Origin of the sequence: Geodermatophilus pulveris, from assembly GCF_900188375.1 — a bacterium.
Lineage (GTDB): Bacteria > Actinomycetota > Actinomycetes > Mycobacteriales > Geodermatophilaceae > Geodermatophilus > Geodermatophilus pulveris.
This window is the reverse complement of the sequence record NZ_FZOO01000006.1, coordinates 106785-120516: the sequence shown is the minus strand read 5'-3', so window position 1 is coordinate 120516 and position 13732 is coordinate 106785. Positions and strand designations below refer to the sequence as shown.

12 protein-coding genes and 1 riboswitch are annotated in these 13732 nt (G+C 76.6%); of the genes, 7 read left to right on the top strand and 5 right to left on the bottom strand.

The genetic code is table 11. The annotated features are described in order from the left end of the window. Positions 1-58: 58 nt before the first annotated feature. The 3 genes from CHB98_RS22430 to CHB98_RS13595 form a co-directional block, all read right to left on the bottom strand. A complete protein-coding gene (locus CHB98_RS22430; protein WP_245821144.1) occupies positions 59-220 on the bottom strand; it encodes a hypothetical protein in 162 nt (53 codons plus the stop codon). Between the two features lie 134 nt (positions 221-354). Then, positions 355-4059, bottom strand: coding sequence for a cobaltochelatase subunit CobN (gene cobN, locus CHB98_RS13600; RefSeq protein WP_218822364.1), 3705 nt, complete (start codon positions 4057-4059; stop codon positions 355-357). 38 nt (positions 4060-4097) lie between these two features. After that, positions 4098-4189, bottom strand: a riboswitch (cobalamin riboswitch). Positions 4190-4211: 22 nt separating this feature from the next. Further along, positions 4212-4532, bottom strand: a complete 321-nt coding sequence (locus CHB98_RS13595; protein ID WP_089306144.1) for a tetratricopeptide repeat protein — start codon at positions 4530-4532, stop codon at positions 4212-4214. A gap of 159 nt (positions 4533-4691) precedes the next feature. Here CHB98_RS13595 and CHB98_RS13590 point away from each other — a divergent pair, with 159 nt between their 5' ends. Together CHB98_RS13590 and cobG are read left to right on the top strand one after the other, a co-directional pair. Next, positions 4692-5393: a DUF4383 domain-containing protein gene (locus tag CHB98_RS13590; RefSeq protein ID WP_089306143.1), complete on the top strand. Its 702-nt coding sequence runs from the start codon at positions 4692-4694 to the stop codon at positions 5391-5393. A gap of 39 nt (positions 5394-5432) precedes the next feature. Continuing rightward, positions 5433-6599 (top strand): precorrin-3B synthase, encoded by a 1167-nt coding sequence (gene cobG, locus CHB98_RS13585; protein WP_089306142.1) that lies wholly within the window; start codon positions 5433-5435, stop codon positions 6597-6599. Positions 6600-6605: 6 nt separating this feature from the next. On the opposite strand, the gene CHB98_RS13580 is transcribed toward cobG, so the two are convergent. Further along, on the bottom strand, positions 6606-7169 hold the full coding sequence (locus CHB98_RS13580; RefSeq protein ID WP_089306141.1) for a TetR/AcrR family transcriptional regulator: 564 nt from the start codon (positions 7167-7169) through the stop codon (positions 6606-6608). Positions 7170-7227: 58 nt separating this feature from the next. Here CHB98_RS13580 and CHB98_RS13575 point away from each other — a divergent pair, with 58 nt between their 5' ends. The 5 genes from CHB98_RS13575 to CHB98_RS13555 all read left to right on the top strand — a co-directional run bounded on the left by CHB98_RS13575 (position 7228) and on the right by CHB98_RS13555 (position 13023). Next, positions 7228-8175 (top strand): SDR family NAD(P)-dependent oxidoreductase, encoded by a 948-nt coding sequence (locus CHB98_RS13575; protein ID WP_179224494.1) that lies wholly within the window; start codon positions 7228-7230, stop codon positions 8173-8175. A gap of 65 nt (positions 8176-8240) precedes the next feature. Further along, the gene (locus tag CHB98_RS13570) at positions 8241-8861 is read left to right on the top strand and encodes a precorrin-8X methylmutase (RefSeq protein ID WP_089306139.1); all 621 of its coding nucleotides are present in this window, start codon (positions 8241-8243) and stop codon (positions 8859-8861) included. A gap of 50 nt (positions 8862-8911) precedes the next feature. Then, the gene (locus tag CHB98_RS13565) at positions 8912-10429 is read left to right on the top strand and encodes a precorrin-2 C(20)-methyltransferase (protein WP_245821143.1); all 1518 of its coding nucleotides are present in this window, start codon (positions 8912-8914) and stop codon (positions 10427-10429) included. A 72-nt stretch (positions 10430-10501) separates the two neighbouring features. After that, positions 10502-11671 carry a pre-mycofactocin synthase MftD gene (gene mftD / locus CHB98_RS13560; protein WP_089306137.1) on the top strand — a complete coding sequence of 390 codons (1170 nt, stop codon included), beginning with the start codon at positions 10502-10504 and terminating at the stop codon, positions 11669-11671. Positions 11672-11730: 59 nt separating this feature from the next. Further along, the gene (locus tag CHB98_RS13555; RefSeq protein WP_245821142.1) at positions 11731-13023 is read left to right on the top strand and encodes an MFS transporter; all 1293 of its coding nucleotides are present in this window, start codon (positions 11731-11733) and stop codon (positions 13021-13023) included. Here CHB98_RS13555 and CHB98_RS13550 read toward each other — a convergent pair. Next, entirely contained in the window at positions 13014-13625 is a 612-nt protein-coding gene (locus CHB98_RS13550) for a flavodoxin family protein (RefSeq protein ID WP_089306135.1), read from the bottom strand. The genes CHB98_RS13555 and CHB98_RS13550 overlap by 10 nt on opposite strands. Between the last annotated feature and the right edge of the window lie 107 nt (positions 13626-13732).

Below are 13732 nucleotides of genomic sequence, written 5' to 3'. Positions count from 1 at the left end.
GACGGCTCCGTCCCGGGTCCCGCCCCGAGCCTGCGAGGGGCGGGGAGGACGGGGTCCTTCACCTGCGGCGCAGCAGCCCGCCGATCAGCCCGCCGAGGCCGGAGGAGGCGGGGCTCGCCGGCCGGCCCCGGCCGGTCCGGCCCGCGGCCGCCCGGCCGTAGCCGCGGCCGGCCGTGCCCAGGCCGCCCATCCCGCGCCCCGTGCGGCGACCGCCGGTCACGCCCGACGTCCCGCGTGCGGTCGTGCGCCCCCCACGAGCCGCGGTGCGCGCAGTGTTCTCCGCCGTGCCCATCAGTCGTCCGAGGATGCTCATGGGGGTGACGTACCCCACCGCAGCGGGGAGATGCACGGAGATCAGGACCGCGACGACGCCGGGGTCTCCCCGCCCTCGAGGTCGCCCTCGGTGTCCAGGTAGGCCTGCTGCAGCTCGGCCAGCAGCGCCGGGTCCGGCTCGGCCCACATCCGCCGGTCGACGGCCTCCAGCAGCCGCTCGGCGATGCCGTGCAGCGCCCAGGGGTTGGCCTGCTCCATGAACGCCCGGTTCTCCGGGTCCAGCACGTAGGTCCGGGCGAGCTTCTCGTACATCCAGTCGGCGACCACGCCGGTCGTGGCGTCGTAGCCGAACAGGTAGTCGACGGTGGCGGCCAGCTCGAAGGCGCCCTTGTAGCCGTGCCGGCGCATCGCCTGCAGCCACCGCGGGTTGACCACCCGCGCCCGGAAGACCCGCGCGGTCTCCTCGGTCAGCGACCGGGTGCGCACCGACTCCGGCCGGGTGGAGTCCCCGATGTAGGCCCGCGGCGCCGACCCGGTCAGCGCGCGCACGGTGGCCACCATCCCGCCGTGGTACTGGAAGTAGTCGTCGGAGTCGGCGATGTCGTGCTCGCGGGTGTCCACGTTCTTCGCCGCCACCGCGATCCGCCGGTAGGCCGTCTCCATGTCCGGGCGGGCCTGCACGCCGTCCAGCCCGCGGCCGTAGGCGTAGCCGCCCCAGACCGCGTAGACCTCGGCCAGGTCGGCGTCCCCGCGCCAGTCGCGGGAGTCGATCAGCGGCAGCAGGCCGGCCCCGTAGGCGCCCGGCTTGGAGCCGAACACCCGCGTGGTGGCCCGCCGGCGGTCGCCGTGCCCGGCGACGTCGGCGTCGACGTGGGCGCGCACGAAGTTGTCCGCCGGCGCCTCGTCCAGCCCGGCCACCAGCGTCACCGCGTCGTCGAGCATGGTCACCACGTGCGGGAAGGCGTCCCGGAAGAACCCGGAGATGCGCACGGTGACGTCGATCCGCGGGCGGCCCAGCTCCGCGAGCGGGACCGGCTCCAGGCCGGTCACCCGCCGCGACGCCTCGTCCCACACCGGGCGGACGCCGAGCAGCGCCAGCACCTCCCCGATGTCGTCGCCGGAGGTGCGCATCGCCGAGGTGCCCCACACCGACAGCCCGACCGAGGCGGGGTACTCCCCCGTGTCGGCCAGGTACCGCTCGACGAGGGAGTCGGCCATCGCCTGCCCGGTCTCCCAGGCCAGCCGCGAGGGGATGGCGCGCGGGTCGACGGAGTAGAAGTTGCGGCCGGTCGGCAGCACGTTGACCAGCCCGCGCAGCGGCGAGCCCGACGGCCCGGCCGGCACGTAGCCGCCCTCGAGGGCGTGCAGCGTGGCGTCCAGCTCGTCGGTGGTGCGCTCCAGCCGGGGCACCACCTCGTCGACGGCGAAGCGCAGCACCGCCTCGACGGCGCCGTCCGCGCGGCCCAGCACCCCGTGCACGACCGACGGGACGGCGTCCGGCACCCAGCCGGCGGCCTCCAGGGCGGCGACCAGGGCGTGCGCGGTCCCCTCCACGGCGTCGGTCTCGGTGCGCGAGGCCCCCTCGGCCAGGCCGAGCGCCTCCCGCAGCCCGGGCAGCGCCACCTGCCCGCCCCAGATCTGCCGGGCCCGCAGCATCGCCAGCACCAGGTCGACCCGGCCCTGCCCCGACGGGGGCGTGCCGAGCACGTGCAGCCCGTCGCGGATCTGGCTGTCCTTGATCTCGCACAGCCACCCGTCGACGTGCAGGATCATCTCGTCGAAGTGGTCGTCGTCCGGCCGCTCGGCCAGGCCCAGGTCGGAGTCCATCTTCGCGGCCTGCAGCAGGGTCCAGATCTGCGCGCGGACGGCGGGCAGCTTGGCCGGGTCCATCGCGGCGACGTTGGCGTGCTCGTCGAGCAGCTGCTCCAGCCGGGCGATGTCGCCGTAGGTCTCGGCGCGGGCCATCGGCGGGACCATGTGGTCGACCAGGGTGGCGTGCGCGCGGCGCTTGGCCTGGCTGCCCTCGCCCGGGTCGTTGACCAGGAACGGGTAGACCAGCGGCAGGTCCCCGATCGCGGCGTCCGGCGCGCAGGAGGCGGACAGGCCGACCGTCTTGCCCGGCAGCCACTCCATGTTGCCGTGCTTGCCGACGTGCACCAGCGCGTGCGCGCCGAACGTCCCCCGCAGCCAGTGGTAGGCGGCCAGGTAGTGGTGGGACGGCGGCAGGTCCGGGTCGTGGTAGATCGCGATCGGGTTCTCCCCGAAGCCGCGCGGCGGCTGCACCATGACCACGACGTTGCCGGCCCTCAGCGCGGCGAAGACGATGGCCGCGTCGTCACCACTGCCGTCCACGAACAGCGAGCCGGGCGGCTCGCCCCAGTGCTCCACCATGGCCGACCGCAGGTCGTCGGGCAGCGTGTCGAAGAACCGCCGGTACTCCGCGGCACCGACGCGCACCGGGTTGCCCGACAGCTGCTCGGCGGTGAGCCAGTCGGCGTCCTGCCCGCCGGCCGCGATCAGCGCGTGCACCAGCGCGTCGCCGTCCAGCTCGGCCACGCCCGGCAGCGCGTCCGGCCCGTCGAACGGGCCGACGTCGTACCCGGCGCCGTGCATGGCGGCCAGCAGCCGGACGACGGACGCCGGGGTGTCCAGGCCGACGGCGTTGCCGATCCGGGCGTGCTTGGTCGGGTAGGCGGACAGCATCACCACGACGCGCCGCTCGCCGGGCGGGGTGTGCCGCAGCCGGGCGTGCGCCACGGCGGTGCCGGCCACGCGGGCGGCCCGCTCGGGGTCGGCGACGTAGGTGGTCAGCCCGTCGGCGTCGGTCTCCTTGAAGGAGAACGGCACGCTGATCAGTCGGCCGTCGAACTCCGGGATGGCGACCTGGTTGCCGACGTCCAGCGGGGAGAGCCCGTCGTCGTCGGCCAGCCACTCGGCGCGGGACCGGGTCAGGCACAGCCCCTGCAGCACCGGCACGTCCAGGGAGGCGAGCTGGCCGACGTCCCACGCGCCGTCGTCCCCGCCGGCCTGGGCGGTGGCCGGCCGCGAGCCGCCGGCGGCGAGCACGGTGACCACCAGGGCGTCCGCGCCGCGCAGCACGTCGAGCAGCTCGTCGGACACGCTGCGCAGCGAGCCCACGAACACCGGCAGCGCCCGGCCGCCGGCGTCCTCGACTGCGCGGCACAGCGACTCCACGAAGCCGGTGTTCCCGGCCAGGTGGTGCGCCCGGTAGTAAAGGACGGCGACCGTCGGGCCGGTGCCGGTGGTGTCCGTGCCGCCGTTCCGGGCTCGCTCCGCTCCTCGGTCGCTGGCGCTCCCTGCGATGCCCACTCCCCCGTCACCGGCGGGCGCCCGGTCCAGCACGCCCCAGTCCGGCGCGACCGACGGAGGCTCGAAGCCCTCCCCGGTGAGCAGCACCGTGTCGGAGAGGAAGCGGTGCAGCTGGACCAGGTTGGCCGGCCCGCCCTGGGCGAGGTAGCCGTGCGCCTGCGTGGCCAGGCCCATCGGGACGGTGGACAGCTCCATGAGCTCGGCGTCGGGCAGCGCCTCCCCGCCGAGGACGACGACCGGTGCCGGGCCGGCCAGCAGCGGTGCGAGCCGCTCCTCGTACTGCCGCCGCACGCCGAGCAGGCGCACGACGACCAGCTGGGCCCCGTCGGCGAGGGCGGCGACGCCGGCGTCGTCCAGGCGCGAGGGGTTGCCCAGCCGCCAGCCGGCACCGCTGGCGCGGGCGGAGAGCAGGTCGGTGTCGCTGGTGGACAGCAGGGTGAACACGGGCGTCCTCACTCGGGGTCCGCGCCCCGGGTCGTCGGGCACGGCAGCCGGAGTGTCTGGCTCGCCCGCGTCCCGGGCTCACAGTGGCGGGACCGCGCCGGGATCACACCGGCTTCCTCGCAGCACTGCCGTGATGGGCAGACGCTACCGCCCCGGCAGGCGGCTCAGGCCGCGCCGAGGGCGTCGGCGACCCGGTGGTGGGGCACCGCCTCGTCGGCCCGGCTCTGCCGCTCCAGGGTGCGGGCCAGCGCGCGGCGGGCCCACCCGTCGCTCGGGGCCATCGACACCAGTCGGGTGAGCGCGTCCTCGGCACGCGCCAGCTGCGCGGAGCCGAAGTAGGCGCGGGCCAGCAGCTCGAGGGCGGCGCCGTTGGCGGGCTCGGCCGCGACGAGCGGCTCCAGCAGGCGGGCCGCCTCGATGGGCTGGCCGACCGCGAGGAACAGATCCGCGCGCAGGAAGTCCGAGTGGAGGTCGCGCTGCGTCATGCTGGGGGCAACCGGGAGAGCTGTCCCCCGCTTCCCGGTCCGGCTCGCGGGAGGCACCGTTCGACGCCATCGTTGCAGTGCATCCGACGTTGTAGTGCATCCAACGACAGCCGCCCGGTCGAAGAGCGGGTGTCACCGACCCCCTCCGAGGGAGCACCCATGAAGCTGCGTCCCCAATCCCGACGGCGGACGGCGACCGACCCGGGCGAGCCGCCGGCGCTCGGCGCCCGTGTCCCCGTGGTCCAGCGCATCGGCGCCATCACCGTCGGCCTGGTGATCCTCGTCTTCGGCCTGCTCGGCTTCGCCAACCAGCTGGCCTTCTTCTCCACCGAGGGCGAGGACGTCCTCGGCCTGTCCTCCAACGGTCTGCTGTCGACCATCTCCGTGGTCACCGCCGTGGTGCTCTTCGTGGCCGCCGCCCGCGGGCCACGGATCGCCTCGAACGTGATGATCGTGGTGGGGGCGCTGTTCCTGCTGTCGGCGCTGGTGAACCTGGCGGTGCTGCGCACCAGCTTCAACATCCTCGCCTTCGAGTTCCAGAACGTCGTCTTCTCCGTGGTGGCCGGCCTGCTGCTGCTCGTTCTCGGCGCCTACGGCCGGGTCGGCGGCCACCTGCCGCCGGACAGCCCGTACGCCCGGCCCGGCGGCGAGGAGGAGATCGACCTGACCAGCGATCTCCCGTCGACCCCGGAGGAGGTCGCCGCCGAGAGGGCGATGCGCGACGCGGAGGTGGCCGTCGTCCAGCACGTCGCGACCAACGACCAGCGCCGCCGGGTGGCGGCGATGGCCCACGTGCACAGCCGGGCCGAGCGCCGCCGGGTGTGGATGTCCTTCGACGAGGCCGGGCGCGAGCTGCGCTGACCGGCCCCGGCCGGTCAGGTCAGTACCCTCGCCTGCGCCATGACGTCCCGCCCCGCCGCCGGCCGCGTCCGCACCGACGCCTGTCCCGGTGCGCTGCAGACGCACCCGGCCGCCGACGGCGCGCTGGCGCGGGTGCGGGTGCCCGGCGGGCTGCTCACCGCCGCCCAGCTGGGCGCGCTGGCCGCTGCGGCCCGGGACCTCGGGGACGGGGCGCTGGAGCTGACCAGCCGGGGCAACGTGCAGCTGCGCGGGCTGCCCCCGGGGGCGGAGCCGGTGCTCGGCGATCGGCTCGCCGCCGCGGGCCTGCTGCCCAGCGCCACGCACGAGCGGGTGCGCAACGTGCTGGCCAGCGCGCTCACCGGGCGGGCCGGCGGGCACGCCGACGCCCGGCCGTGGGTGCGGGCGCTGGATGCCGCCCTGTGCGCCGACCCGGCCCTGGCCGCGCTCCCCGGCCGGTACCTGGCCACGCTGGACGACGGCCGCGGCGACGTCACCGGTCTCGGCGGGGACGTCGGGCTGCTCGCGCTCTCCCCCGGCACGGTCGCGCTCGTCCTGGCCGGCGTCGACAGCGGGCTGCGGGCCGCACCGGGCGCGGCGGTGGACCTGGCCCTCGCCGCGACCCGCGCGTTCCTGGAGGAGCGCGCCGCGCAGGGCGGCACCGCCTGGCGCCTGGCCGAGCTCGACGACGGCCCCGCCGCCGTCCTCGCCCGTCTCGGCCCCGCCGGCGAGGGCGGCCTGCCGCGCGCCGGAGACCGCCCGGGGACGTCCGGGCCGGTGGGCTCGGTCGTCCAGGACGACGGGCGGGTCGCCCTGGTCGGCGTCGTCCCGCTGGGGCGGCTGTCCGCCGGCCAGGCCGACCTGCTGGCCCGCGTCACCGGCGAGGTGCAGCTGACGCCGTGGCGCAGCGTGGTCGTCCCCGACCTGGCCGAGGACGCCGTCGACGACGTCGCGGTCGCGCTGCACCGCACGGGTGTGGTGTTCGACGCGGACAGCCCGTGGACGCGGGTCACCGCCTGCGCCGGGCGGCCGGGGTGCGCGAAGTCGCTGGCCGACGTCCGCGCCGACGCCGCCCGGGCGGTCGCGGCCGGCGAGCTGCCGGCCGGCGGCGTCCGCCAGCACTGGGCCGGGTGCGCGCGGCGCTGCGGCCGCCCGCGCGGCGAGGTCGTCGACGTGGTCGCGACCGGGACCGGCTACCGCACCGGCTGAGCGGCGTCAGCCGGCGAGGTCCTCCGCCAGCGCGCCCAGCGCGTCCTCCACCCGCCGCCGCAGACCGGGACGGGCGCTGCCGTGCAGCCACCCGTGGTAGGCGGCCCGGAAGGCCGCGGCGCCCGCGCCGGCCAGCGCCCGCGCCCGCGCCGCCGGCAGGCCGCGGGCAGCGAGGACGTCGGCCACCGCCTCCACCCACCGGGCCTGCTTGGCCAGGTCGCGCCCCACGAGGGCCGGGTCGCTGGCCACCACCTCGGCGCGGGTGCGCTGGTCGTCGCGGCCGTCCTGGAGCCGGTCGGCCAGCGACCCGAGAGCCGCCCCCAGCACGACCACCGGTGCGGCGCCCTCCGGGGCGGCGCGCGCGCCCTGCACCAGCGCCTCGAGCAGCGTGTCGTCCTCGGCGAACAGCACCTCCTCCTTGTCCCGGAAGTGCCGGAAGAGGGTGCGTTGCGTGACGCCGGCCGCTCCGGCGATCTGCTCGGTGGTGGTGGCCGCGTACCCGTGCGCGGCGAAGAGCGTGACGGCCGCCCGCTGCAACCGCCCCCGCGTGTCCTCCTGCCAGCGCGCCACAGGAGGACGGTAGACGAGGGCGTTGCGTCAGTCGCTGACATCACTCATGCTGGGTGTCATGACAGTTCCTGACATCACGGGCAGCATCGTCGTCACCGGCCCGACCCGCGGGCTCGGCCGGGCACTGGTCCCCGAGCTGGCCGCCGCCCCGGGCGCGCCCCTCGTACTCCTCGGCCGGCCGGGCCCCGCCCTGGAGGCGGCCGCCGAGGCGGGCGCGGCGGCGGACCGGGTGGTGACCGTGCCCTGCGACCTCGCCTCGCTCGCCCAGGTGCGCGCCGCCGCGTCGACCGTCCGGGCGGCCGTCGCCGGCGGCGACCTGCCCCCCGTGGCGGCGCTGGTGTCCAACGCCGGCCTGCAGACGGCGGACCGCCGGCAGGCCACCGTCGACGGCTTCGAGCTCACCTTCGGCGTCAACGTGCTGGCCCCGCACACGCTGCTGGAGTCCCTGCGCCCCGCGCTGGCCGACGGCGCGCACGTCGTCCTGCTCGGCAGCGGCACCCACCACGGCGACCGGTCCATGGGGCTGGTGGACCCGCCGCGGTGGGAGGACCCGCGCGACCTGGCCCGGCCCGACGGTCCGGACGGCGACCCGCGGGCCGGGTCCCGCGCGTACGCCACCAGCAAGCTGGCCGTGCTGTACCAGGCCCACGAGTGGGACCGCCGCCACGGAGCGGGGCGGCCGGCCCTGCGGGTCAACGTGCACGACCCGGGCCTCATGCCGGGGACCGGGCTGGCCCGCGGGCGCAGCGCGGTCGAGCAGCTGGCCTGGTCCTGGCTCCTCCCGGCGCTGCGGGTGCTGCCCCGGGTGACCACGCCGCGCCGGTCGGCCCGCGCGCTCGCCGACCTGGTGCTCGGCCGGACCCACCCGCGGCTGCGGGCCGGCTACGTCGTCCTCGGGGAGGTCACCGAGCCCTCCCCCGCCGCGCACGACCCGGCCCGCGAGCGGGAGCTGTGGCAGGTGTGCGCCGAGCTGACCGGCGTCCCCGCCCCCTCCGCCGCGGCCTGATCGCGGCCGGCCGGCCGGGACGGGGACGGTGAGCCGGGCCGGGCACGGGACGTACCCTCCGCCTGGTGTACGAGTACGAGAAGGACGGCGCCGAGATCTACCGGCGCTCGTTCGCCACCATCCGCGCCGAGAGCGACCTGGGCGGGCTGCCCGAGGACGTCGCCCGGGTGGCGGTGCGGATGGTGCACGCGTGCGGCCAGGTCGACCTGGTCCGGGACCTCGCCTGGTCCCCCGACGTGGTGGCGCGGGCCCGGGCGGCCCTGGACGCCGGCGCCCCGGTGCTCTGCGACGCGACGATGGTCGCCTCCGGGGTCACCCGACGGCGGCTGCCCGAGGACAACGACGTCGTCTGCACGCTCGACGACCCGCGCACCCCGGCGCTGGCCGCCGAGCTCGGCACCACCCGCACCGCCGCGGCGCTGGAGCTGTGGCGCGACCGGCTGGACGGCGCGGTGGTCGCCATCGGCAACGCGCCGACCGCGCTGTTCCACCTGCTGGAGATGGTCGCCGCCGGCGCGCCCCGCCCGGCCGCCGTGCTCGGCATCCCGGTCGGCTTCATCGGCGCGGTGGAGTCCAAGGACGCGCTGGCCGCGAGCGACCTCGAGCACCTGGTGGTGCGCGGCCGGCGCGGCGGCAGCGCGATCGCCGCGGCCGCGGTCAACGCGATCGCGAGCGACGTGGAATGAGCGGCTCCGTCGACCCGGCGGCTGCGCCGCGCGGGAGCGGGGAGCACGGAGTGAGCACCGGCCGCCTGTACGGCGTCGGGCTGGGTCCCGGCGACCCGGAGCTGGTCACCGTCAGGGCGGCCCGGCTGATCGCCGCGGCCGACGTGGTCGCCTTCCACGCCGCCCAGCACGGCCGCTCGGTGGCCCGGTCGGTGGCCGCCCCCTACCTGCGCGCCGGCCAGGTCGAGGAGCTGCTGGTCTACCCGGTCACCACCGAGACCACCGACCACCCCGGCGGCTACCAGGGCGCGATCGACGAGTTCTACGAGGCGGCCGCGGCCCGGCTGGCCGCCCACCTGGACGCCGGCCGCGACGTCGTCGTCCTCGCCGAGGGCGACCCGTTCTTCTACGGCTCCTACATGCACATGCACAAGCGGCTGGCGCACCGGTACCCGACCGAGGTGGTGCCCGGGGTGACCAGCGTGAGCGGCGCCGCCGCGGCGGTCGGCCGGCCGCTGGTCGAGCGGGACGAGGTGCTCACCGTGCTGCCCGGCACCCTGCCGCCCGAGGAGCTCGCCGAGTGGCTGGCCACCACCGACTCGGCCGCGGTCGTGAAGCTGGGCCGCACCTTCGGCAACGTGCGGGCCGCCTTCGACGCCGCCGGGGTGCTCGACCGCGCGCTCTACGTCGAGCGGGCCAGCACCGACCGCCAGCGCACGGCGCCGCTGGCCGACGTCGACCCCGACACGGTCCCCTACTTCTCCCTCGCCCTGCTGCCCAGCCGGCTCACCGACCCCGCGCCGGCGCCGGCGGACGCCTGCGCGGAGCCGCGCCCGGGGGAGGTGGTCGTCGTCGGCCTGGGCCCCGGCGCCCGCTGCTGGACCACCCCGGAGGCCGCCGACGCGCTGGCCGCCGCCGACGACCTGGTCGGCTACGGCCCCTACCTGGACCGGGTGCCGGCCAACCCGCGGCAGACCCGCCACGCCAGCGACAACCGGGTGGAGGCCGAGCGGGCGGCGCACGCCCTGGAGCTGGCCCGGTCCGGCCGGCGGGTCGCGGTCGTCTCCAGCGGCGACCCTGGCGTGTTCGCCATGGCCGCGGCGGTGCTCGAGGTCGCCGAGCGGCCCGAGCACGCCGGCGTCCCGGTGCGGGTGCTGCCCGGGCTCACCGCGGCGCAGGCGGTCGCCGCGCGGGTCGGCGCGCCGCTGGGCCACGACTTCGCGGTGGTCAGCCTCTCCGACGTCCGCAAGCCCTGGGACGTCGTCGTCGACCGGCTGCGGCACACCTCCGCCGCGGACCTGGTGCTCGCCCTCTACAACCCGCGGTCGCGGGCCCGGCCGCACCAGCTGGCGCAGGCGCAGACGGTACTGCTGGAGGGCCGCAAGCCCGACACGGTGGTCGTCGTCGGCCGCGACGTCGGCGGCCCCGAGGAGAGCATCCGGGTGACCACCCTCGGCGAGCTGGACCCGGAGACCGTCGACATGCGCTGCTGCGTGCTCGTCGGCTCCTCGCAGACCCGGGTCAGCCGCACCGGCGCCGTCTACAGCCCCCGCACCCATGGAGGACCCGCTGCCCACCCGGGCAGCTGACACTCAGTGCCACGGCTGGCACGATGACCGGCGAGTGGCGTACGTCACGCCGACCCGACCACGGGAGGACCCATGGCGAGCACCCGGGACTGGTTCGAGACCGTCGAGGAGGCCCGGCACCGGGCACAGAAGCGGCTGCCGCGGTCGGTCTACCTGGCGCTGGTCGCGGGCACCGAGAAGGGGCTGACGGCCGGGGACAACGTCGCCGCCTTCGACGAGATCACCTGGCGCCCGCACGTCGCCGACCTGCCCGCGAAGCGGGAGACGGCCACCACGGTGATGGGCCAGGACGTCTCCATGCCGGTGCTGGTCTCCCCCACCGGCGTGCAGGCGGTGCACCCCGACGGCGAGGTCGCGGTGGCCCGCGCGGCCGCCGCCGAGGACGTCGCGATGGGGTTGTCCTCCTTCGCCAGCAAGCCGGTGGAGGAGGTCGGCGCGGCCTGCTCGAAGCTGTTCTTCCAGATGTACTGGGTCGGCCCCCGGGAGACGATCCTCGCCCGGGCCGAGCGGGCCCGCGCCGCCGGCGCCAGGGGCCTGATCATGACCCTGGACTGGTCCTTCGCCTCCCGCCGCGACTGGGGCAGCCCGCCGATCCCGGAGAAGATCGACCTGCGGAACGCGGTCAAGTTCGCCCCGGAGGTGCTGCGCAGGCCGCGCTGGCTGGCCACCTACCTGCGCTCCGGCGGCATCCCCGAGCTCAGCGTGCCGAACCTGGCCCTGGCCGGCGAGGAGCCGCCCAACTTCTTCGGCGCCTACGGCCAGTGGATGGGCACCCCCCTGCCCACCTGGGACGACGTCGCCTGGCTGCGCGAGCAGTGGGGCGGGCCGTTCATGCTCAAGGGCATCACCCGGCCCGACGACGCCCGCCGCGCCGTCGACGCCGGCGTCACCGCGATCTCGGTGTCCACGCACGGCGGCAACAACCTGGACAGCACGCCGGGGGCGATCCGCTCGCTGCCCGGCGTGGTCGACGCGGTCGGCGACCAGGTCGAGGTGCTCATGGACGGCGGCGTGCGGCGCGGCGGCGACGTGGTCAAGGCGATGGCCCTCGGCGCCCGCGCGGTGATGATCGGCCGGGCCTACCTGTGGGGCATGGCCGCGGGCGGCGAGCGGGGCGTGCAGAACGTGCTGTCGATCCTGCGGCAGGGCATCGACGAGGCGCTGCTCGGCCTGGGCAAGGACTCCGTCCACGACCTGGACCGCTCCGACGTCGTCCTGCCGCCGGGCTTCACCCGCAGCTGAGCCGCGCGACCCGCCGCGCACCGGGAATGCCCCGGACGCCGGCGGGCTTGCCGACTGTCGTGCCCGCCCCGCGACTGTCCCGGGCGGCGACGTTCTGGACCGCCGCCGCGCTGCTGGTCCTGGTGCTGGCCGCCTCGGCCGCGCCCTCCCCGCTGTACCGGGTGTACCAGGAGCGCTTCGGCTTCTCCCCCGGCGTGCTGACGGCGGTCTTCGGCATCTACGCTTTCGCGCTGCTCGCGGCCCTGCTGGTCATCGGCCGGCTGTCCGACCACGTGGGCCGGCGGCCGGTGCTGATCGCCGGGCTGCTGCTGCAGGTGGCCGCCGGCCTGCTGTTCCTCTCCGCGGACGGCGTGGGCTGGCTGCTGACCGCGCGGGTGGTCCAGGGGCTCTCGGTGGGGGCGCTCACCGGCACGCTGGGGGCCACCCTGCTGGACGCCCAGCGCAGCGACCGCCCGCGGGCCGCGCTGCTCAACACGGCGTCCCCCGGCGTCGGGCTGGCGCTGGGCGCGGTCGCGGCCGGGCTGGCCATCGAGGGCCTGGCCGCCCCGACCACCTGGGTGTTCGGCGTGGTGGCGGTGGTCTTCTCCCTCGCCGTGCTGGTCGTCGTCCTGCTGCTGCCGGAGACCGCGCCGCGGGCGCCCGGGGCGCTGGCCTCGCTGCGCCCGCGGGTGCACGTCCCCGCCGCCCAGCGCGGCGCGTTCCTCGTGGCGGCACCGTGCCTGGTCGCGCTGTGGGCGCTGGGCGGGCTCTACCTGTCGCTGGGCCCGTCGCTCGCGGCCGGCGTCTTCGGCGTCGAGGACCACCTGGTGGGCAGCCTGCTGCTGGTGGCGGTCAACGGCACCGGCGCGGTCGCCTCGCTGGTGTTCTGGCGGGCCGACCCGCACACCGCGATGCTCGCCGGCTGCCTGGTCTTCGCCACCGGGGTCAGCGCGACCGTCGTCTCGCTGACCACCGGCGGCACCGCGCTGTTCTTCACCGCGGCGGCCGTCTCCGGGTCCGGCTTCGGCGCCGCGTTCCTGGGCGCGGTCGCCACGGTCACCCGCGGAGTGGCGCCGGGTGAGCGCGGCGGGCTGCTCTCCAGCGTCTTCGTCGTCGGGTACCTTGCCTTCAGCGTCCCGGCCATGCTCGCCGGGCTGGCCGCCGGGCAGGTGGGGCTGCGCCCCACCGGCCAGGTGTACGGCGCGGCCGTCGTCGTCCTCGCCCTCGCCGCCGCGGCCGGGCTGCTGCACCGTCGCCGCGGCGAGCAGCGGGCCCGGGCCGTCGAGCGGCCCGCGCCCCTGAAGGACCCCCTTGCCCCCCACCACTCGCAGGCTCGCGGCGGGGCCCTGCAAGGGGGCCGCGGTCAGCTGTAGGGGTCCGCCTTGAGCAGGCGGGCCAGGTGCGCGGCGTTGGCTGCCAGCGTGGCGGTGGTGGAGGCGACCGCCTCGGGCGTCTCCTCGAGGTCCCGGTAGTCGCGGCCGCCCATCGCCTCGTCGTTCCAGTAGGTGCCGCTCTGGGACGGGATGGTGAAGCCGATGTCGTCCAGCCCCTGCATCAGGTCGGCAGTGATCTTGTGCGCGCCGTCCTCGTTGCCGACGACGGCGGTCACGGCGACCTTGCCGGCGACGAGCGGCCGGCCGGAGTCGTCGGTCTCGGACAGCTCGCCGTCCAGCCGCTCGAGCACCCGCTGGGCGACGCTGCTCATGTGGCCGACCCAGGTCGGGGTGGACACGACCAGGATGTCGGCGGCCATCAACCTCTCCCGGATGGCCGGCCAGGCGTCGCCGTCGCCCATGTCGATCTGCACGCCGGGCCTGACGTCGTGGTCGACGACGCGGACCACCTCGCCGGTCACGCCGTGGTCGGCGAGGGCGTCGAGGACCTGGCGGGCCATCAGCTCGCTGCTGGACGGCGCGGGCGAGGGGGTCAGGGTGCACACGAGGGCGAGGGCGCGGAGGGACACGGTCTCGGTCATGCACTCCGCCGTGCCGGACCCGGTCGCCCGTCACACTCCCCGGGCATCCGGGGGCGCGTCCCCTGGTGCCGGCCGCGGTCAGCTGCTTCGCTCGGTACATCCGCCCG

Excerpts from the sequence above, each read along its gene's own strand:
- CHB98_RS13595 (WP_089306144.1), bottom strand. The coding sequence starts at position 4,532 with ATGACGCAGCGCGACCTCCACTCGGACTTCCTGCGCGCGGATCTGTTC.
- CHB98_RS13590 (WP_089306143.1), top strand. The coding sequence starts at position 4,692 with ATGAAGCTGCGTCCCCAATCCCGACGGCGGACGGCGACCGACCCGGGC.
- cobG (WP_089306142.1), top strand. The coding sequence starts at position 5,433 with ATGACGTCCCGCCCCGCCGCCGGCCGCGTCCGCACCGACGCCTGTCCC.
- CHB98_RS13575 (WP_179224494.1), top strand. The coding sequence starts at position 7,228 with ATGACAGTTCCTGACATCACGGGCAGCATCGTCGTCACCGGCCCGACC.
- mftD (WP_089306137.1), top strand. The coding sequence starts at position 10,502 with ATGGCGAGCACCCGGGACTGGTTCGAGACCGTCGAGGAGGCCCGGCAC.
- CHB98_RS13550 (WP_089306135.1), bottom strand. The coding sequence starts at position 13,625 with ATGACCGAGACCGTGTCCCTCCGCGCCCTCGCCCTCGTGTGCACCCTG.